Here is a 19,034-nt window from a genome sequence, read left to right on the forward strand (position 1 = left end):
GAAACTGCCCCGTTTTTGACTGTCTAAGGCATCACAATAGCAGAGTACGTCCAAAAATAGTTAATAGGTTTTGGACATACGTTTGCGCTCATGGGGGTCCAGATAACGTTTGCGCAGACGGATCGATTCGGGTGTGACTTCAACCAGTTCATCGTCGTCGATATAGGCAATGGCCTGTTCAAGGCTCATTGTAACTGGTGTGGTCAGGCGAACGGCCTCGTCCGTGCCTGATGCGCGAACGTTGGTCAGTTTCTTGCCCTTGAGCGGGTTCACCTCAAGATCGTTTTCACGGCTGTGTTCGCCGATGATCATGCCCGTATAGATTTTTGCCTGCGGGCCGATGAACATGCGCCCGCGATCTTCGAGGTTCCATAGGGCATAAGCGACGGATTCACCATTTTCCATCGAAATCAGGACACCCGCGCGACGGCCCGGCACCGCGCCTTTATGAGGGGCCCAACTGTGAAAGACCCGGTTGATCACCCCGGTGCCCCGGGTATCGGTCAGAAACTCGCCATGATACCCGATAAGCCCGCGCGACGGCACCAGAGCGATGATCCGCGTCTTGCCAGCACCGGCGGGTTTCATCTCGGCCAGTTCACCCTTACGGGGGCCTGTGATTTTCTCGATTACAGCGCCGGAATATTCATCGTCGACGTCGAATGTAACCTCTTCAATGGGTTCAAGTTTATTGCCGTTTTCATCTTCGCGCAGCAACACCTGCGGGCGCGAGATTGAAAGTTCAAACCCTTCGCGGCGCATGTTTTCGATCAGAACGCCCATCTGCAATTCGCCACGACCGGCCACTTCAAATGCCTCACCTCCCGGCGTGTCGGTCACGCGGATGGCGACGTTTGATTCAGCCTCTTTCATCAGGCGATCACGGATCACACGGGATTGTACCTTTTTGCCTTCACGGCCTGCGAGCGGCGAATCGTTGATGCCAAAGGTGACGGTGATGGTGGGCGGATCAATCGGCTGTGCTGCAATCGGGGTGTCGACGGCCAAAGCGCAAATCGTGTCAGCCACGGTGGCCTTGGACATGCCGGCCAGGCTGACAATATCACCAGCTGTCGCTTCGTCGATATCCTGACTGGACAGACCGCGGAAAGCCTGAATGCGGGTGACGCGGAATTGTTCGATTTTCTGGCCGACGCGGCTGAGGGCCTGCACCGTCGCCCCTACCTTGAGACGGCCCGACTCCACGCGTCCGGTCAGCAGGCGACCGACGAATGGATCGGCACCAAGCGTTGTGGCCAGCATGCGAAAATCTTCGTTGATATGGGCGATCTGCTTGGGAGCATGGACATGGTTGACGATAAGCTCGAACAATGCCGACAGATCTTTGCGCGGCCCGTTCAACTCGTGGTCGGCCCAGCCCGAGCGGCCCGAGGCGTACATGTGCGGGAAATCCAGCTGATCGTCTGACGCATCAAGGTTGGCGAAAAGATCAAAGCATTCGTTCAGCGCTCTGTCGGGTTCAGCATCGGGTTTGTCGACCTTGTTGAGTACCACGATGGGTCGCAACCCAAGGGCGAGTGCCTTGGATGTTACGAATTTTGTCTGCGGCATCGGGCCTTCGGCAGCATCTACCAGCAGAACAACGCCATCAACCATCGACAGGATCCGTTCAACTTCGCCACCGAAATCGGCGTGGCCGGGGGTATCGACAATGTTGATGCGTGTGGATTTGTAAACCACGGATGTGGGTTTGGCGAAAATGGTAATCCCGCGCTCACGCTCCAGGTCGTTGCTGTCCATAGCGCGTTCGTCCACGGCCTGATTTTCCCGGAAGGCGCCGGATTGTTTCAGCAGTTCGTCCACAAGCGTGGTTTTGCCGTGGTCGACGTGGGCGATGATTGCGATGTTGCGCAGGTCCATTGGGTGATGTCCTAAGATTGTTCGCCTGCGCCCTATACGCCGTTGCACTGAAAGGCCAGAGGCAAAGCGCCTCATGCTGCGTTTCAGGCGGCCGCGTGGCGGGATTGTCTTGGATAAATCAGCCGTGGCAGCGCCAACATACCGGGACCAAGGGCGCGGACGGCAGCGCCGCTTCCGATCTTGAAGCGCGCCAGGCCGGGCGAATTCCGGGTGTCGACCTGCCCCAGATCTAACCGGCTGTATCCGTTTTCGCGAAGCCACTTTGATGCTGTCCACAACAGCAGATTATGGGCTGACAGGCGTCGGCCTTCACCCCCTGTATAGCCGATATGATAGGTCGCCACCGGCCAGTGGAGCAGGATCAGCATATAAGCAACGATCTGAGAGTTTTTTCGCGCAATGAAAAGGCGGGTTTGATGCAGGGTATTTTGCGCCCAGGCAATGGTAAAAGCCGGCGGCAGGGCATGATACCCGCGCCGTCGCCTTTGGTCGGCTTCATACGCCAACAGTGATTTGTGCCGGCACGAATCGAAAGGCGTGTTGCGAACATCCAGGCTGGATTTAAAGGCATGTCGCAGCCGGTTGCGCCATTTGACGTGCTGCCTTGCCAGTTGCTGGTCGGCAGAAAGCGTGAGGTCAATTTCTGATAATGTTTGCGGCGTGATAAGCGCGGCGAATCCATGGCCTCTGAAAAGCTCTGTTTCGGGCAGTGTTTCGGGGGTTGCAAGCCATTGTACCGATTTTCCAAACGAGGCCATGATGGTTTTGAGAACATTGTTTTTGTCATCTGGCGGAAGGGAAGGGGCCCAGACCGGACCACGTGGCATCCAGGCAACGCTGAAAGGGCCGAAACGACGCAGAATAATCTGAGCCTGCGCTGCAACGGCACCATCCTGAGACAGAGTGGCCACCTGCACAGTTGCGCCCAGCCTTGCAATCGCCTGACCATAGCTAGGGTGCTGTTGCATGGCGGAGGGCGCAGGGGGTGAGGTGTGTGGGCTGGCCAGAGAGATTTTCATGGGTCAATTAACCGGATGAAAACCTAAAGCGTGGTTAATGGCGTTATGAGCGGGAAAAGAAATAGCGTCATGGGAATTGACGCGCCAGGACCAAGACCGACGTTTCTGGCCGCTTTGCTGTTTGCCGCAGCACTGTCATTTCCCATTTTTGTGGTGCTGAGCCTGGTTGCGCTGGTTTTGCAAAGATAAAGGCCGCCCGATTGGGCGACCTTGTGTATTTGGGTCAGAACGGGATTTCGTCATCCATGTCCCGGGCTGGGCTGCTGCCGCTGGAACCGCCCTGAGACGGCCCGCTGTCATAACCGCCGCCATAGTCTCCGCCGCTGCTTTGGCCGCCATATCCGCCGCCGCTTCCGCCGCCACCTTCACCGCGCCCGTCCAACATGACCAGAGAGGCATCAAAGCCTTGCAGAACCACTTCAGTTGAATACCGGTCCTGGCCGGATTGATCCTGCCATTTGCGGGTCTGAAGTTTGCCCTCGATGTAAACCTTGGAGCCTTTTTTCAGGTACTGCTCAGCAACACGCACCAGCCCCTCCGAAAAGATCGCAACCGAATGCCATTCGGTGCGTTCGCGGCGTTCCCCGGTGTTTTTGTCTTTCCAGGTTTCCGAGGTGGCAATGCGCAGGTTGCAGACCTTGCCACCGTTCTGGAAGGTGCGGACCTCGGGGTCGCGGCCTAGGTTGCCGAGTAAAATTACCTTGTTGACTGAGCCGGCCATCGCGACCTCCTTGTTTTTCGTGTTCGGATTCCTCTGGGCGGTTACACCACCGTATGCGCGTGAAGGAAAGGTTAAATTTTTCGTCGATTTGCAGGAATCGCGCTAGAAAGCACGAAGTACAACCTGAATTCTGGAAATCTGCGCAAATGTCAGTATAGTGCTCTAAGTTCAAGGTACGGGGGGCCGGTATCAGTATGCGTTTCGCTACACTTATGCTTTTGACCATGGGGATGGTGGCACCGCATGTGGCCGTTGCCGACGTTCTTTCGACTCAGAACCGCATCAAGCTGTTCAGATCCCAGACCAGCATTCTGGATACCCGGGCCAGGCAGCAATACAACAACTCGGTTCGGTTGCAGCCAAGGAAGATCAATACGCCCACGAAATGGGGGGATGGGTCTTCGAAATCATATCGCGGTGAATATCGGGGCAGGTACCTGAACATGGCAAAGGACGCCGCGCGCCGGCATGGTGTGCCCGAAGACCTGTTTCTGCGCTTGGTCCAACAGGAATCGGGTTGGAAACCATCGGCAAGGTCGCACAAGGGGGCGATCGGTCTGGCGCAGTTGATGCCGGGCACCGCCCGAAAACTGAATGTCGACCCCCATGACCCCTATGAAAATCTGGATGGTGGGGCGCGATATCTGGCCTTGCAATTCCGCGATTTCGGATCGTGGAGGCTGGCTTTGGCGGCCTATAATGCGGGGCCGGGTGCTGTGCAGAAATACGGTGGGGTTCCCCCTTACCGCGAAACAAAGAATTACGTGCGCAAGATCTGGGGCAGCTAGGGCCAGATCTTTTATTCGACCAGCATGAAAAGTTGTCTGTTCCAGGGCTGCGGTTTCTGCAGGACGTGGTGCAATCGCCTTTACCGGCCACTGACCCTGGGTATTGCGCGGGACTGTTTGCGCAGGTCAGACGGGCTTTTGCCAGTGTGGTGCAATATGAAACGCGAAAAATACGCAGCACTGGTGAAACCCAGAAGGGCTGCGATGTGGCGAATGGCTTCGCTGGAGTCTTCCAGCATTGTGCGTGCGTCATACAAAACCCGTTGAGTCAGCAAGTCCGCAGCGGTCAGTCCTGCGCAGTGTCGGCAACTCCGCGTCAGGTGGGTGGGCGTCACCCCAAGTTGGCTGGCAAATTCGGCCATTGTCTTGCCCTGTCTGAACTCACGCTCCACAAGGGCGGCATAGGCATTGACCAGCCTGACAGCGGCCGGTTTCTTTCCGTCGGGTGCGCCATGTTCAATCATCGCCCTGCGCAGCCAGACAGTCAAAAGGCCCGCCTGCGCATTCAGGGCTTCGTCCATGAACGCGCGTTTCGTGTTTTGTTCGCGTTGCATGGCATCCAGAATGGCGGTCAGTTCTGTCTGGGCCTGAACATCCCTAATGCGGAGATGCTGGGATAAATCCGGCATCATGATAGGGCCAGAGGTGGGGATCAGGCAGACTAGCCCGAAACCCTGTTTGCCCAATTCAAGCGAAAACATCGTACCAGCAGGAATGACCACAGCATTGTGGACGCCAACGCCACGTCTGACGCCATCTATGACTGCGATGCCCTGACCACGGGTAACCCAGATAAGCGCATGTTTGGCGCTGCTATGCAGCAAGGAGGCCCGCCAGCTCACGCCACAGGCCCATTCGGCCAGAGTTAATATGTGCGCATGTTCAACCATGTTGTTGTGAGGAATATCTCAGATATGCAGGATATTCTAGAAACTTTCGATGAAAAAGCGGGGGAATTTTGTGGGAAAAGTTGAAAATTCTAAATTTGTTCAGGTTGCAGCCGGAGCCAGCTGCGCATCCGCGCCCTGAACCAGGTGCGTTGCCGTTTGGCAAATTGGCGGGTCGCGACCGTTGCCGCCTCGCGGGCCTGATCCAAAGAGATTTCACCACGCAAACAGGCGATCAATTCAGGCGCGCCAATGGCCTTGGAGGACAGGTGATCAGGGTTCCATTGTGGCAGGTTTGCCTTTGCCTCTTCCAGCGCACCGTCGGCCAGCATCTGGTTGAAACGTTGGCTGATACGCTGGTTCAGCCATTGCTTATCTGTATCAAACAAAATTGCCGTGCATTTATTCAGGGGTAACAGGGGCGGCGGCGTATCATCCTGCCATGACGCCAAACCCCGCCCCGTAGTTTTCTGCACTTCCCATGCGCGTTGCACGCGCATCGGGTTTTGAATGTCGATACGTGCAAGTGTTTCTTTGTCCAGGGCAGGCAGAAGGGCAGGGGTGCCATGGTTTTTTAAAAGGTTATCCGCCTGCGCCCGAACCTCGGGCGGGGTTGGCGGTATATTGGCCAGCCCTTCGGTCAGGGCGGTGAAATACAGACCGGTACCGCCAACGATGATGGGCCGTTCGCCCGATTTCAACAAGGGTTCCAGATCACGCAGCCAATGGCCGACGCTGTATGCGGCAGTGCCGGGGATGTGGCCATAAAGCAGATGTGGGGCGGTTAATTCATCTTCCGGAGAGGGGCGTGCGGTCAATATGCGCCAGTTTTCAAAGACCTGAATAGCGTCAGCATTGACGATCACTCCGCCTTGTTCCCGGGCAATCTGCAGCGCAAGCGCAGACTTTCCCGAGGCAGTTGGCCCCGCAATCAGAACCGGGCGGTTGGGTGAAATATCCAGATCAGGTTTCATTTGCTGCCCGAAATAAGCGACATTGTGCAGATTTGCGAGGTGCATTTATTCATTTTCCACGGGATCGAAACTCTGCGATTGAACCTGCCGGGCTTTTCCGACATTTTGCGCGCCAACATCCATGGCCTGAACAGAGAGCAACAAAATGTCCGATGCCGATGATCCCAAGACGACCTTCAGCCGTGTCCTTTTAAAAATATCTGGTGAGGCTTTGATGGGGGATCTGGGGTTCGGCCTGCATCCTCCGACCGTGGAACGGATCGCGCGCGAGGTCAAAACGGTTCACGATATGGGCGTTGAGATTTGTATGGTAATTGGTGGCGGCAATATCTTCCGCGGGTTGCAGGGCAGCGCGCAGGGGATGGAAAGAACCACGGCGGACTATATGGGAATGCTGGCCACTGTCATGAATGCCCTGGCCATGCAGAGCGCTTTGGAGAAACTTGGTGTTTTCTGCCGGGTGATCAGTGCGATCCGAATGGATGAGGTCGCCGAACCCTATATTCGCCGTCGGGCTGTGCGCCACCTTGAGAAAAAACGGGTCTGCATTTTTGCCGCAGGTACCGGTAACCCCTATTTTACGACCGATACCGCCGCGACACTGCGCGCCAATGAAATGGCCTGTGAAGCGATCTTCAAGGGCACCAAGGTGGATGGGGTCTATGACAAAGACCCTGTCAAACATGCTGACGCCAAACGGTATGACCGCATTTCGTATGACGAGGTTCTGGCCAAACATCTGGGGGTGATGGATGCCAGCGCGATTGCACTGGCCCGTGACAACAACCTGCCGATCATTGTTTTCAGTCTGGACGAACCGGGGGGATTCAAGGGGATCTTAGCTGGGGACGGCACCTATACAACCGTACACGGTTAGCGCTAAAAAGAAGCAGATAACGGGCGACGCCTAAGAAGGAAGTACAACATGGCGGATGATTTCGAGATTGACACGGGTGACCTGGAGCGACGGATGGACGGTGCCATCGCTTCGTTGCGGACCGAATTTGCATCCCTGCGCACTGGTCGTGCTTCGGCCAGCATGCTGGAACCGGTGATGGTGGATGCCTACGGCCAGAAAACCCCGATCAACCAGGTGGGTACGGTGAACGTGCCTGAGCCGAGGATGGTCACGATCAACGTTTGGGACAAGGGCTTGGTCGGCAAGGTTGAAAAGGCAATCCGCGAAAGCGGCTTGGGGATCAACCCGCAACTGAATGGCACGATTATCATGTTGCCCATTCCCGAACTGAACGAAGAGCGCCGCAAGGAATTGACCAAGGTCGCCTCGCAGTATGCAGAACATGCGCGTGTCGCGGTACGTAATGTGCGCCGGGATGGGATGGACCAGATCAAAAAGGCCAAAACCGATGGCATGTCGGAAGATGACCAGAAATTCTGGGAGACCGAGGTTCAGGAACTGACCGACCGTTTCATCAAAGTGGTGGACGAGACATTGGAAAACAAGCAATCCGAAATCATGCAGGTTTAATGACCAGAGGCGCCACAATGGAAGATACAAAGGCCGATTTAAGCGGTCCGCGCCATGTGGCGATTATCATGGATGGAAACGGCCGTTGGGCGCAGGCCCGCGGGCGCCCGCGCCTTTTTGGTCATCATGCCGGTGCAAGACGCGTACGCGAGATTGTCAGCGCCTGCCCGGACGTTGGTGTGAAATACCTTACGATATTTGCCTTTTCGACTGAGAACTGGAAACGCACACAAACCGAAGTCGCTGGATTGATGAGCCTGTTTCGGCGCTACATCATGAAGGAAATGCAGGAGTTCGTAAAAGAAAATGTGCGGGTTCGCTTTATCGGGGACCGGCCACGCCTGGATGCAAAACTGCGGGGCTTGATGGACGAGGCCGAACGCATGACCCAACATTGCACCGGCACCAACCTGACCATTGCCCTTAACTATGGCGGGCGCGACGAAGTCTCGCGCGCGACCAAACGGCTGGCGCTGGATGTTGCTGAAGGGCGGTTGAACCCGGCCGACGTTGATGAAGAGACTTTGCCGAAATACCTTGATACCTATGTGCTGCCCGATCCCGATCTGGTGATCCGCACAAGCGGCGAGGCGCGAATTTCAAATTTCCTGCTGTGGCAGTCTGCCTATGCGGAATACGAATTTATCGACACGCTCTGGCCCGATTTTACGCGCGAGATATTTATTGACCTTCTTAGTGGCTACGGTGCACGTGACCGGCGTTTCGGGGCGGTAACTGCATGAGTGACCCGGCCCAATGGTCTGACCTGGCACCGCGGGTTTTGTCGGGCATCGCGATGGCGGTGTTTGGTGTCGGAATCGTGTATGCCGGGGGCTGGGTTTTTTCGGCTGCTGTATGGGGCCTGTGCGGTTTGCTGATTTGGGAAACCGCCCGGATGTTTGGTGCAACAAAGGCAGTTGGAATCGCGGTCTTTGGGTCTGCCGCGCTGGCGGTATCTGCATTTTCTCCGGCACTGTTGGTGCTGCCCGTGTTGCTGGCTGTCGCAATCGTCGGTTCTGGGATGGTAGCGCGGGACCGGCCTTTATTTCTGGTCACGATCGCATGGATTTTGTGCAGTTGCTACGCGATGATTGTTCTTCGCACTCAATTTGGCCTGACTTGGGTTCTTTGGCTGATCGCGATTGTCGTAGCCTCGGATATCGCTGGATATTTTGCAGGCAGGTTACTGGGCGGGCCTAAATTCTGGCCACAGGTCAGCCCAAAGAAAACATGGTCGGGCACTATTGCCGGCTGGATCGGTGCAGCCCTTGTCGGGCTGGCTTTCATGTCCCCGTTGCAGGCGGGTTTTGCCCTTGTTCCGGTTTCCATGATCATAGGTTTTGCCGGGCAAATGGGGGACATCGCCGAAAGTGCGGTCAAACGCCGGACGGGCATCAAGGACAGTTCCAACCTCATTCCCGGCCATGGCGGTGTGTTTGACCGGCTGGATGCCATGCTGGGCGCGGCTGTGTTGGTAATCGCTCTTGCCGCATTGCAGATGTTGCCAGGCATATCATGAAGCGGGTGTCGATTTTTGGCGCCACCGGGTCGATCGGGCAAAATACGATTGATCTGCTGCGCCGCCAACCGGAAGAATTTGATGTCGTCGCCCTTAGCGGTGGGCACAATATCGGTCAATTGGCGAAAGACGCGATCGAATTGCAGGCCAATATTGCGGTCACCGCGCATGATGATCGTCTTGATGACCTGCGCCGCGCGCTTGCTGGTAGCGGGATTGAGGTCGCAGCAGGGCAGGCGGCGCTCAAAGAGGCGGCGGCGCATCCCGCACACTGGGTGATGTCGGCGATTGTTGGTATCGCCGGCCTGCCGCCCGGACTGGCCGCGTTGGAACAGGGCGCCACGCTGGCGCTGGCAAACAAGGAATCACTGGTCGCTGCCGGGCCGGTTCTGATGGATAGCGCGCGCCGGAACGGTGCACGTATCCTGCCCGTTGACAGCGAGCATTCAGCGATTTTTCAGGCGCTTGCCGGGGAAGATATAAGCGCGGTCAACCGTGTGATCATCACAGCAAGCGGCGGGGCTTTTCGCGACTGGCCGCTGAATGATCTTGCCGGTGCCACCGTCGCACAGGCTTCTGCACATCCAAACTGGGACATGGGGCAGCGCATCACCATCGACAGCGCATCAATGTTCAACAAGGCGCTAGAGATGATCGAGGCGCGCGAGTTTTTCGATTTCCAGCCTGATCAAATTGAGGTTCTGGTGCACCCCGAGTCGCTGGTACATGCGCTGGTCGGGTTTTGTGATGGGGCCCTGATGGCCCATGTCGGGCCACCAGATATGCGCCATGCCATCGGATTTGCGCTGAACTGGCCACAGCGGCGATCGCTGCCTGTTGATCAACTTGATCTTGCGGCTGCGGGGCAGCTGACATTTCGCGAACCGGACATCGCGCGTTATCCGGCTCTGCGGCTGGCGCGCAACGTCATGGCCCAACGTGGTTTAAGCGGTGCTGTCTTTAATGCGGCCAAGGAACGCGCACTTGATCATTTCATTGCAGGGCGGATCGGGTTTACCGGGATGAATTCAGTGGTCGAAGAGGTTTTGACCCGCCTGTCTTCCGAGAACGGCCTCATTGATGCCGAGATCACCCTTGATAGTGTCGGGAAAGCAGACCATCTAGCAAGACAATGCGCCGATCAACTGGTGCTGGAACAGGCAAATAGGACTTGAGTTTGGATATTACGTCGCTTCTTCCGCAGTTCGGTGGTTTCTTTTCGACGATGCTGGCCTTTGTTGTGGCCTTATCGGTCATCGTGGCCATCCATGAATACGGGCATTATATCGTCGGGCGCTGGTCCGGCATCAAAGCCGAAGTGTTTTCCCTGGGGTTTGGGCCTGTTATCTGGTCCCGGGTAGATCGGCGTGGCACCCGTTGGCAATTTGCGCTGTTACCTTTTGGCGGATACGTAAAGTTTCTGGGCGATGCCAATGCGGCAAGCGCCAAAAGCGCTAGGGTTATGGAAGAAACGCCGCCCGAATTGCTGCGGCAAACGATGCACGGGGCGCCTTTGTGGGCACGTACTGCAACAGTATTGGCGGGTCCTGTTTTCAATTTCATTCTGTCCATTCTGGTTTTTGGTGCGGTGATGATGTCGCAAGGCAAAACAGTGGATCCTTTGACTGTGGGCACGTTGAAGCCTTCGCCGGTGCAAGGGATCACGCTGCAACCCGGTGATGCATTGTTGCGCGTTGCCGGTGTGGACGTCCCGAGCATTGAAAACGGCGATTCCTTTGATGAATTTACCGATCAGTTGCCGACGGATGCGTTGCTGGATTACGAAGTGCTCAGAGATGGCCAGCCGGTGGTGGCCAAGGGGCCCTATCCTTTGCCACCTGTAGTGGTCGGGTTGGCACCACAATCTGCAGCGTATGATATCGACATGCAACCCGGTGACGTCATCACGTCAGTAGATGGGCAGGAGATATCGTCATTTTCGGAATTGAAAGACGTGGTCGAGACGTCAAATGGCCGGGTTCTGGCGCTGAAAGTCTGGCGCGATGGCGAGATCATCGATTTTGCCCTCGCCCCGCGCCGGGTAGACGAACCTCAGCCCGAAGGCGGATTCAAAGCCAGCTGGCGAATAGGGATTTCGGGCGGATTGGCGTTTGAGCCATCGACCGAAACCCTAGGTGTCGGCGCGGCGCTGATTGGCGGAGTGAAACAGACAGCGCGGGTTATCGAAACATCGTTTTCCGGGCTGTTCCATATGATCACCGGCGCTATCAGCAGTTGCAACATGTCCGGGCCAATCGGAATCGCGCAGGTTTCTGGTGCAATGGCCAGTCAGGGGGCCGGTAGTTTTATCACGTTCATCGCGTTTCTTTCTGCCGCGGTGGGTTTGCTGAACCTTTTCCCGATTCCGGTTCTGGATGGCGGGCATCTGGTGTTTTATGCCTACGAGGCCGTCGCCGGAAAGCCGCCCAGTGATACAGCGCTTCGGGTTCTGATGACTGCCGGGCTGGTATTGATTCTGGGGTTGATGGTTTTTGCTCTGGGGAATGATCTTTTTTGCCCGTAGCGGCATTTCTATTGTCCGGCTTGGGTCCCTGTCACGACATTGCGGAAAGTCCGGATTTGGGCGAAATCGCGCTAACTGCGTGATGCAAAGGCAAAAAAGGGGCTGAGCCGGGGGTGCCCAAGTTTTGCCACATTGATCGCCCGAATTCAGCCTTAATTATTGGTGATATTGTCGGGGTGAAATGAAATGGTGAAAGTAAGACCATGCAAAATATAGCAAGCGGATACCGAGGCCTTAGCCTGTTGGTCGACCTGAACTGGGACCGGATTCTTTATCTGGCCACGATCGGCGCTGCACTTTATGCGGCTGCCTTTGTTGGCTCGCTTTAAAGCGGCCGGATCGGGCAATGGCGGGTTTCACAGATACCTGAACTGGCGTTTTGACAAGCCCCGGAAGACCGGTTACTGACAGTCAGTAATGGGATGTCTGACTGGGTTTGGCCAATGTATAACTTCGGTATGGGGCGACTGATACGCCCGGTAAGAACTTCTTTAGCGAAAGACAAGGTGCACCTGCTTTTTGTCGCTTTGGCGACGGTGCTTTGTCTTTCGATGACGGGTCATGCCGAAGCGCAGAATTATCGTTTCAGTACAGTTGCCATTGAGGGTAATCAACGTGTTGAGCCCGGTACAATCATCAATTACGCAGGCATTGCGCAGGGCGAGACCATATCTGCGGCCCAGTTGAATGACGCCTATCAGCGTATTTTGGGAAGTGGCCTGTTCGAGTCTGTGTCGATCGAACCCCAGGGTAGCCGGCTTTTGATCAAGGTTACCGAATACCCCACGATCAACAAGATCGCCTTTGAAGGCAACAGAAAGCTTAAAGACGAGGACCTTGAAGGGTTTATTGAAAGCCGCGTTCGTCAGGTTTTCAGCCCGACAAAAGCAGAGCGCGATGCGGGCGTACTGGCTGAAGCCTATTCACAGAACGGAAGGGTGTCAGCGCGCGTTACACCCAAGGTGATCAGGCGCAGCGATAACCGTGTCGATCTGGTGTTTGAAATCTTTGAAGGCAAGAAGATTGAAGTTCAGCGTATCGGATTTGTCGGGAACCGCGCCTATTCTGACCGCCGTTTGCGCCGGGTTATCGGAAGCAAACAGGCGGGATTGCTGCGGGCATTGATTGAACGGGACACTTTTGTCGAGGACCGCATTCAATTTGATCGTCAGGTCCTGAGCGATTTCTACCAGTCCCGGGGCTATGTTGATTTTCGGGTTACCGGAACCAATGCCGAACTTGCCCGCGAACGTGATGCTTATTTTGTGACGTTCAACGTTCAGGAAGGCCAGCAGTTCCGTTTCGGTGAGATCACCACCGTCAGCGAAATTTCTGAAGCAGACGCAGATGAATACCACAAGGCTCTGAAGATTCGCCCAGGTGTTGTTTACTCGCCGACACTGGTTGAAAATTCGATCTCGCGGATGGAACGTCTCGCGATCAAAAACGGCGTTGATTTTCTACGTGTCGAGCCAAGGATTACCCGCAATGACCGGGAACTGACCCTTGATGTTGAATTTGCGCTTGTACGCGGTCAGCGAATCTTCATTGAGCGGATCGATATCGAAGGCAATACGACGACGTTGGACCGGGTCATTCGCCGCCAGTTTGACGTGGTAGAAGGCGACCCATTCAATCCACGCCAGATAAGAGAAGCCGCCGAGCGTATCAGGGCGTTGCGCTATTTCAACACCGCAGACGTTGATGCCCGGGAAGGCTCGCGACCTGATCAGGTGGTTGTGGATGTGAATGTCGAAGAAACCACCACCGGGTCGGTGTCAATCGGGGCCAGTTTTTCATCCAGTAACGGCCTTGGTATTCAGCTTGGTTTTAGTGAACGAAATTTTCTGGGCCGGGGTCAAAGCCTGACTGCTTCGGTCTTGGCCGGGGCAGACCGGGCAAATTACAACATCGACTTTGTGGAACCCGCATTTCTGGGTCGCAACGTGGCTTTTGGCCTGCGTTTTGCATTGCTGGAAACCGACAGCGATAACAACTTGTTCGATACAACGACCGCAATTTTCCGTCCAAGCCTTACCTTTCCGGTAAGCGAAAACGGACGTTTGGGGTTTTTCTACAACGCCAGCTATCAGGATATGACCAACTATACCGGTTTGTCAGGAATAATAGCCGCCGAGACGGCCCAGGGTGATTTGTGGACCAGCGGAGTTGGGTATGAGTATACCTTCGATACCCGCAGGACAGGTTTGAATCCGAACGCGGGGATATTGCTGGCATTTGGTCAGGAATTTGCCGGGCTGGGTGGCGACAATGACTTTATCAAAACATCCGCCCGTCTGATTGGTCAGACCAAGGTTCTGAATGAAGAAGTGACATTGAGGGCATCGCTGGAGGGTGGCTTCCTTAATTTCCAAGGTGGCCAGAACAGCCGGACAATCGATCGCTTTACAGAGCAGGTTATTCGCGGGTTCGAGCCAAATGGGATTGGGCCAACCGAGGGTACCGAACATCTTGGCGGCAATTATTTTGCGGCGCTCAAACTTGAGGCAGAATTTCCTCTGGGCCTGCCAGATGAATATGGCATCACGGGCGGCGCCTTTTACGACGTGGGTTCAATCTGGGGCGTCAATACCAGAAATGCCACCGGGGTTATTAGTTCGAAAAATTTCAAAGACCGTCATGTCATTGGCCTGTCGGTATTCTGGCAGTCACCTTTTGGACCGCTTCGGATGAATTTTTCCACGGCCCTCAAAAGTGAGCCAGGAGATCTGGAACAAAACTTCGACCTGACGGTGAAGACGGAATTCTGAACATGCTTAAGCTAATGCGCATTGTCGGGCTGGTTGGTATTCTGACCTGCCTGACCTTGGGCCCGGCGCAAGCACAGGAAATTGGTGTTGTGCGCAGTGAGATATTGATTCTCGATTCAGAACGCCTATTGACAGAGACACTTCTGGGCCAGCGCCTGACTGCCGATCTTCAAGCCGAACGTGACAAGCTGATCGCAAGAAACCGGAAAATTGAAACCGAGTTAGAAGCAGAAGAGCAGGCGCTCACAGATTTGCGGTCGCAAAAATCGCCCGAAGAGTTCCGTGCCCTGGCAGATTCATTTGACACCAAAGTTCAGGAAATCAGGCGCGACAGCGAGAGGGCCGCACGAGACCTTGAGCGGAATCGCGAACTGGCACCGGTGCAGTTTATGCGGATGGCCGAACCGGTACTGGTGCAGGTCATGCAGGAAGCAGGTGGATCGGTCATACTGGAAAGGCGGGGGGTTTTGCTCAGTTCGGATGCCATCAATATTACCGATCTTGCCATTGTTCGTATCAACAAGGAAATAGGGGATGGTCTGCCCCGGAATCCTACGGAAGATACAGACCCGTCCCAAACATCGGAATAGCCGTTGCTTGCCCATTCCGGGCCCAGTTGCTAGGGAAATGGAACAACGGGATTAGTAAAGGAAAACCCAATGACCGAGCCGCGAAAAACTGCAGATATCCATCTGATCCAGCGGCTTATCCCGCATCGCTATCCATTCCTTCTGATTGATCGCGTGGTCGACATCGAGGGCTATCAATCTGCACGGGGCATCAAGAATGTCACCATGAACGAGCCGCACTTTCAGGGACACTTTCCAGGCAAGCCGATTATGCCGGGTGTGACTATTGTCGAGGCGATGGCCCAGACAGCCGCTGTCATGGTAGGAACCGCCCTGGGTATGGAAGATCGCAACATGCTGGTCTATTTCATGGCGATCGACAAATGCAAGTTCCGTCGCATGGTTGTTCCCGGAGATGTTCTGGAAATGAATCTAATCACGGTGCGGGGCAAGCCCGGTGGTAAGGTCTGGAAATTCAGCGGTTTGGCCGAGGTTGGAGGCGAAATGGCCGCTGAAGCGGAATTTACTGCGATGATGGATCTTCCCGGGGAATGACATCAATGGCCGGTTCTTCACAAACACAAATCCATCCCAGTGCAATTGTCGAGGATGGCGCCCAGCTTGGCCAGGGGTGCCAGATTGGACCGTTTTGCCACATAGGCGCCGATGTCAGGCTGGGCGACCGTGTTCAGCTCAAGTCGCATGTGGTGGTGACAGGCGTCACTGAGATTGGGGAGGACACTGTTGTTTTCCCATTTTCCTGCATCGGTGAGGTTCCTCAGGATCTTAAATTCAAAGGGGAAAAGACCCGTTTGGTGATCGGGGCCCGTAATCGCATCCGTGAACATGTAACGATGAATACAGGAACCCATGGCGGCGGCGGTTTGACCCAGGTAGGGAACGACGGGCTGTTTATGGCGGGCTGTCACGTGGCGCATGATGTGCGGATCGGAAACAATGTAATCGTGGTCAACAACGCAGCCCTTGCAGGGCACTGCGTGCTTGAGGATGACGTTATCATCGGCGGGCTTTCCGGGGTGCACCAGTGGGTGCGCATCGGTCAGGGCGCGATTATCGGCGCCGTGACGATGGTGACCAACGATGTTATTCCCTTTGGGCTGGTCCAGGCCCCCCGAGGAGAGCTGGATGGGCTGAACCTTGTGGGCCTCAAACGGCGGGGCGTCGCGCGGGCGGACATTACTGCCTTGCGGGCCGCATTTCAGATGCTGGCACAGGGTGAAGGGGCGTTTCAGGACCGTGCGCGCCGCTTGGGCGAAGAAACCGAAAGTGTTTATGTTCAGCAAATCGTCGATTTCGTAACTGGCCAGAGCGATCGTTCCTTTCTTACACCTGGACAGGGTTGACCCGATGGCGGCACGGCTTGCCCTATTGGCGTGCAGCGGTGCATTACCGGTTCAGATCGCTCAGGCCTATCCTGATGCGATAAGAATTGGTTTTTCCGGTGTTACCAATAACTTGAACGGCGGTGTTCAGGTTCATCGGTTCGAAGAACTCGGCGGGCTGTTTTCGGCCCTGAAATCGCAGGCGGTGGACCGCGTGGTTTTCGCAGGAGCATTGTCACGCCCATCGCTGGACCCAAGCAGTTTTGACCCGGTTATGCAAAAGTTGGCGCCACGATTGATGGCATCCATGCAAATGGGGGATGATGCCCTGCTGCGCGATGTGATCGCGATATTCGAAGAGCAAGGGTTTGCTGTGGTAGGCGCGCATGAACTGCTGCCTGACCTGACCGCCTCTGAGGGGATGCAGGTAGGATCTGCACCGTCGAATGCGGACCTGGACGATGTTGCAAGGGCTTGGGATATTCTGATGGCATTGTCGCCTTTGGATGTTGGGCAGGGCTGTGTCGTGGCGGGCGGGCAGTGTCTGGGTATCGAGACAGTGCAGGGAACTGACGCTTTGTTGCAGTTTGTTGCTGCTACACCCGAAAAATTCCGCCGAAATTGCAAGGGTGTTTACGTCAAAGCGGCCAAGCGCGGGCAGGATTTGCGGGTAGATATGCCGGCAATCGGGCCCCATACAATTACCGCAGCGGCCCGGGCCGGGCTGGCGGGGCTAGTTATCGAAGCGGACAAGGTCATGGTTCTGGATCGCGACAAGACCCTTCAGGCCGTTGAAGAGGCCGGGCTGTTCCTGGCGGCAAAGGTGCTTTGATGCGGGTGTTCCTGATCGCTGGCGAGGCGTCCGGTGACAGGCTTGGCGCTGCGTTGATGGCCGGATTGAAGTCTCTGGAAAGCGTTGAGTTTTGTGGTGTTGGTGGTCCGCTTATGCAAGCGGAGGGAATGAATAGCCTTTTCCCGATGGATGAGCTGAGTGTTATGGGGCTGGCCGAGGTATTGCCGAAATATCCACAGCTAAAGCGCAGGCTGAACCAGACTGTGAATGCGGTATTGGCAAATAATCCCGATGTTCTGATAACCATCGACAGCCCCGATTTCTGTTTGCGGGTTGCACGTAAGGTTCGCGAGAAAACCAACATAAGAACAGTGCATTACGTTGCCCCGTCGGTTTGGGCTTGGCGCGAAAAACGCGCTTTCAAGATGGCACAGATGATCGACCAGGTTTTAGCCCTGCTGCCGTTTGAACCGCCCTATATGGAAGCGGCCGGGATGGCCTGCGATTTTGTCGGACATCCGGTTGTGACCGAACCGGTGCCCGATTCCACCGAAATTCGGTCTTTCAAGGCACGACACGACCTGCTGGATCAGCCTTTGTTGATGGTATTACCAGGGTCCCGAAAGGGTGAAGTCGGGCGACTGACCCCTGTTTTCGGTGAAACAGTCAAAGAAGTCTTAAAGGCACGCCCGGCCACCCGATTGATTGTGCCCACCACCCGGAATGTTGTCGGCATGGTGCGGGACATGACCAGAGACTGGTCTGGGCGCCCGGTTATACTTGATCCGACCGGTATGAGCACCGCTGCCTATGCGGTTGAAAAGGCCTGCGCTTTTCATGCGGCGGATTGGGCGCTTGCCGCGTCAGGCACGGTATCGTTGGAACTTGCCGCTGCAAACACGCCGATGGTGATCGCATACGACATGAACTGGATCAGCCGGAGACTGATTGCCCGGATGCTAAAGGTGGATACGCTGACTCTGGTCAATCTGGTAAGTGAAACCCGTGACGTGCCCGAGTTTCTGGGCGACAACTGCCGGCCTGACTTGATTGCGGCAGCACTATTGAAATTGATGGAGATGCCGGGCGCACAGGCCGATGCGATGCGCGTGACCATGGAACGGCTTGGTCGCGGCGGCGAGGCACCTGGATTGCGGGCTGCCCGTGCCGTTTTGAAATATTTCAACCAGGCCGCTGATACGCATTAGCTCCCCGAGATGATTTCCTGAAGCCTGGGCAACATCTGGGGAGTGATGTTGCGCAGCATCTCTGCGATCATCGGCTGCTGGCGCTGCGACAGGGTTGGCATCTTCTGCATCACGGCGCGACCGTCTTCGGAATTATAGAAATCCCGCAGGGCGGAAAGCTCTTCCAGGGTCATCAACTCTGCCATCAGATCGACCTGTTGCAGCATGACATTTGTCAGCGGTTCGGTCAGGGTGTCGTTGTAAAGCGTTTCAATCTGCGTGATCTGTTCCGGCGACAGGTTTTTCCCGCTGTTCTTCATCTGTTGAATGACCGGAATCCACATCTGCTTGATGAAGGCCGCCATATCCATATCGGCCATTGTCGCATCGACATATTCCTGTGCAACAGCAAGGCGTTCAGCCTGATCGGAATCCTGGGCGGTGGCTGGAAGGGTAAGGCAGAGTGCAGTAAAAACAGCGGCTAAAATGCGGGTCACGGAATAACTCCTTGGATGAAATACCGGCTTACCCGAACATTCTGTGGCGATGGTGTCAATGGTGGAATCAGT

Annotated in this window: 20 protein-coding genes; 14 read left to right on the forward strand and 6 right to left on the reverse strand. The window is 55.6% G+C overall.

What is annotated here, in order from left to right; translation table 11 throughout:
- Positions 1 to 60: 60 nt before the first annotated feature.
- The 3 genes from typA to PEL8287_RS01470 form a co-directional block, all read right to left on the reverse strand.
- Positions 61 to 1,881 (reverse strand): translational GTPase TypA, encoded by a 1,821-nt coding sequence (gene typA / locus PEL8287_RS01460; protein WP_085890578.1) that lies wholly within the window; start codon positions 1,879 to 1,881, stop codon positions 61 to 63.
- Between the two features lie 83 nt (positions 1,882 to 1,964).
- Positions 1,965 to 2,849, reverse strand: a complete 885-nt coding sequence (locus tag PEL8287_RS01465) for a GNAT family N-acetyltransferase (RefSeq protein WP_176228528.1) — start codon at positions 2,847 to 2,849, stop codon at positions 1,965 to 1,967.
- A gap of 274 nt (positions 2,850 to 3,123) precedes the next feature.
- Positions 3,124 to 3,621 (reverse strand): single-stranded DNA-binding protein, encoded by a 498-nt coding sequence (locus tag PEL8287_RS01470; protein ID WP_085890580.1) that lies wholly within the window; start codon positions 3,619 to 3,621, stop codon positions 3,124 to 3,126.
- Between the two features lie 194 nt (positions 3,622 to 3,815).
- Between PEL8287_RS01470 and PEL8287_RS01475 the strand changes: the two genes are divergently transcribed.
- Positions 3,816 to 4,409 carry a lytic transglycosylase domain-containing protein gene (locus tag PEL8287_RS01475; RefSeq protein WP_085890581.1) on the forward strand — a complete coding sequence of 198 codons (594 nt, stop codon included), beginning with the start codon at positions 3,816 to 3,818 and terminating at the stop codon, positions 4,407 to 4,409.
- A gap of 80 nt (positions 4,410 to 4,489) precedes the next feature.
- Here the strand turns inward: PEL8287_RS01475 and PEL8287_RS01480 are convergent, their stop codons facing one another.
- On the reverse strand, positions 4,490 to 5,251 hold the full coding sequence (locus tag PEL8287_RS01480) for a helix-turn-helix domain-containing protein (RefSeq protein WP_235862107.1): 762 nt from the start codon (positions 5,249 to 5,251) through the stop codon (positions 4,490 to 4,492).
- Between the two features lie 137 nt (positions 5,252 to 5,388).
- Positions 5,389 to 6,270, reverse strand: a complete 882-nt coding sequence (miaA, locus tag PEL8287_RS01485; RefSeq protein ID WP_085890950.1) for a tRNA (adenosine(37)-N6)-dimethylallyltransferase MiaA — start codon at positions 6,268 to 6,270, stop codon at positions 5,389 to 5,391.
- Positions 6,271 to 6,415: 145 nt separating this feature from the next.
- On the opposite strand from miaA, the gene pyrH reads away from it, so the two are divergent.
- From pyrH to lpxB, 13 genes are all read left to right on the forward strand, one after another.
- Positions 6,416 to 7,147: a UMP kinase gene (gene pyrH, locus PEL8287_RS01490; protein WP_085890583.1), complete on the forward strand. Its 732-nt coding sequence runs from the start codon at positions 6,416 to 6,418 to the stop codon at positions 7,145 to 7,147.
- Positions 7,148 to 7,195: 48 nt separating this feature from the next.
- A complete protein-coding gene (gene frr / locus PEL8287_RS01495) occupies positions 7,196 to 7,759 on the forward strand; it encodes a ribosome recycling factor (protein WP_085890584.1) in 564 nt (187 codons plus the stop codon).
- A gap of 17 nt (positions 7,760 to 7,776) precedes the next feature.
- Positions 7,777 to 8,502: an undecaprenyl pyrophosphate synthase gene (gene uppS / locus PEL8287_RS01500; protein ID WP_085890951.1), complete on the forward strand. Its 726-nt coding sequence runs from the start codon at positions 7,777 to 7,779 to the stop codon at positions 8,500 to 8,502.
- On the forward strand, positions 8,499 to 9,278 hold the full coding sequence (locus PEL8287_RS01505) for a phosphatidate cytidylyltransferase (protein WP_085890585.1): 780 nt from the start codon (positions 8,499 to 8,501) through the stop codon (positions 9,276 to 9,278). Before uppS ends, PEL8287_RS01505 begins: the two co-directional genes overlap by 4 nt.
- Entirely contained in the window at positions 9,275 to 10,453 is a 1,179-nt protein-coding gene (gene dxr, locus PEL8287_RS01510) for a 1-deoxy-D-xylulose-5-phosphate reductoisomerase (protein WP_085890586.1), read from the forward strand. Before PEL8287_RS01505 ends, dxr begins: the two co-directional genes overlap by 4 nt.
- Before the next feature lie 2 nt (positions 10,454 to 10,455).
- Positions 10,456 to 11,802, forward strand: coding sequence for an RIP metalloprotease RseP (rseP, locus tag PEL8287_RS01515; protein WP_085890587.1), 1,347 nt, complete (start codon positions 10,456 to 10,458; stop codon positions 11,800 to 11,802).
- A 203-nt stretch (positions 11,803 to 12,005) separates the two neighbouring features.
- Positions 12,006 to 12,131 (forward strand): hypothetical protein, encoded by a 126-nt coding sequence (locus tag PEL8287_RS20420; RefSeq protein WP_268877790.1) that lies wholly within the window; start codon positions 12,006 to 12,008, stop codon positions 12,129 to 12,131.
- A 114-nt stretch (positions 12,132 to 12,245) separates the two neighbouring features.
- Complete coding sequence (gene bamA / locus PEL8287_RS01520) at positions 12,246 to 14,573, forward strand: outer membrane protein assembly factor BamA (protein ID WP_085890952.1); 2,328 nt, start codon at positions 12,246 to 12,248, stop codon at positions 14,571 to 14,573.
- A 2-nt stretch (positions 14,574 to 14,575) separates the two neighbouring features.
- Positions 14,576 to 15,163 carry an OmpH/Skp family outer membrane protein gene (locus PEL8287_RS01525; protein WP_235862108.1) on the forward strand — a complete coding sequence of 196 codons (588 nt, stop codon included), beginning with the start codon at positions 14,576 to 14,578 and terminating at the stop codon, positions 15,161 to 15,163.
- A 69-nt stretch (positions 15,164 to 15,232) separates the two neighbouring features.
- Complete coding sequence (fabZ, locus tag PEL8287_RS01530) at positions 15,233 to 15,697, forward strand: 3-hydroxyacyl-ACP dehydratase FabZ (protein WP_085890588.1); 465 nt, start codon at positions 15,233 to 15,235, stop codon at positions 15,695 to 15,697.
- Positions 15,698 to 15,702: 5 nt separating this feature from the next.
- Positions 15,703 to 16,506, forward strand: coding sequence for an acyl-ACP--UDP-N-acetylglucosamine O-acyltransferase (gene lpxA, locus PEL8287_RS01535; RefSeq protein ID WP_085890954.1), 804 nt, complete (start codon positions 15,703 to 15,705; stop codon positions 16,504 to 16,506).
- 4 nt (positions 16,507 to 16,510) lie between these two features.
- Complete coding sequence (locus tag PEL8287_RS01540) at positions 16,511 to 17,317, forward strand: LpxI family protein (protein WP_085890589.1); 807 nt, start codon at positions 16,511 to 16,513, stop codon at positions 17,315 to 17,317.
- A complete protein-coding gene (lpxB, locus tag PEL8287_RS01545) occupies positions 17,317 to 18,486 on the forward strand; it encodes a lipid-A-disaccharide synthase (protein ID WP_085890590.1) in 1,170 nt (389 codons plus the stop codon). The genes PEL8287_RS01540 and lpxB overlap by 1 nt, the downstream gene beginning before the upstream one ends.
- Here lpxB and PEL8287_RS01550 read toward each other — a convergent pair.
- Positions 18,483 to 18,962, reverse strand: a complete 480-nt coding sequence (locus PEL8287_RS01550) for a DUF2059 domain-containing protein (RefSeq protein ID WP_085890591.1) — start codon at positions 18,960 to 18,962, stop codon at positions 18,483 to 18,485. The two genes, lpxB and PEL8287_RS01550, sit on opposite strands and share 4 nt — an antisense overlap.
- Positions 18,963 to 19,034: the final 72 nt, after the last annotated feature.

The sequence above is a fragment of the Roseovarius litorisediminis genome, from assembly GCF_900172295.1.
Taxonomy (GTDB): domain Bacteria; phylum Pseudomonadota; class Alphaproteobacteria; order Rhodobacterales; family Rhodobacteraceae; genus Roseovarius; species Roseovarius litorisediminis.

Excerpts from the sequence above, each read along its gene's own strand:
- PEL8287_RS01470 (WP_085890580.1), bottom strand. The coding sequence starts at position 3,621 with ATGGCCGGCTCAGTCAACAAGGTAATTTTACTCGGCAACCTAGGCCGC.
- typA (WP_085890578.1), bottom strand. The coding sequence starts at position 1,881 with ATGGACCTGCGCAACATCGCAATCATCGCCCACGTCGACCACGGCAAA.
- bamA (WP_085890952.1), top strand. The coding sequence starts at position 12,246 with ATGTATAACTTCGGTATGGGGCGACTGATACGCCCGGTAAGAACTTCT.
- dxr (WP_085890586.1), top strand. The coding sequence starts at position 9,275 with ATGAAGCGGGTGTCGATTTTTGGCGCCACCGGGTCGATCGGGCAAAAT.
- miaA (WP_085890950.1), bottom strand. The coding sequence starts at position 6,270 with ATGAAACCTGATCTGGATATTTCACCCAACCGCCCGGTTCTGATTGCG.
- uppS (WP_085890951.1), top strand. The coding sequence starts at position 7,777 with ATGGAAGATACAAAGGCCGATTTAAGCGGTCCGCGCCATGTGGCGATT.
- pyrH (WP_085890583.1), top strand. The coding sequence starts at position 6,416 with ATGTCCGATGCCGATGATCCCAAGACGACCTTCAGCCGTGTCCTTTTA.
- PEL8287_RS01475 (WP_085890581.1), top strand. The coding sequence starts at position 3,816 with ATGCGTTTCGCTACACTTATGCTTTTGACCATGGGGATGGTGGCACCG.
- lpxB (WP_085890590.1), top strand. The coding sequence starts at position 17,317 with ATGCGGGTGTTCCTGATCGCTGGCGAGGCGTCCGGTGACAGGCTTGGC.
- PEL8287_RS01525 (WP_235862108.1), top strand. The coding sequence starts at position 14,576 with ATGCTTAAGCTAATGCGCATTGTCGGGCTGGTTGGTATTCTGACCTGC.
- PEL8287_RS20420 (WP_268877790.1), top strand. The coding sequence starts at position 12,006 with ATGCAAAATATAGCAAGCGGATACCGAGGCCTTAGCCTGTTGGTCGAC.
- lpxA (WP_085890954.1), top strand. The coding sequence starts at position 15,703 with ATGGCCGGTTCTTCACAAACACAAATCCATCCCAGTGCAATTGTCGAG.
- PEL8287_RS01505 (WP_085890585.1), top strand. The coding sequence starts at position 8,499 with ATGAGTGACCCGGCCCAATGGTCTGACCTGGCACCGCGGGTTTTGTCG.
- PEL8287_RS01540 (WP_085890589.1), top strand. The coding sequence starts at position 16,511 with ATGGCGGCACGGCTTGCCCTATTGGCGTGCAGCGGTGCATTACCGGTT.
- frr (WP_085890584.1), top strand. The coding sequence starts at position 7,196 with ATGGCGGATGATTTCGAGATTGACACGGGTGACCTGGAGCGACGGATG.
- PEL8287_RS01465 (WP_176228528.1), bottom strand. The coding sequence starts at position 2,849 with ATGCAACAGCACCCTAGCTATGGTCAGGCGATTGCAAGGCTGGGCGCA.
- fabZ (WP_085890588.1), top strand. The coding sequence starts at position 15,233 with ATGACCGAGCCGCGAAAAACTGCAGATATCCATCTGATCCAGCGGCTT.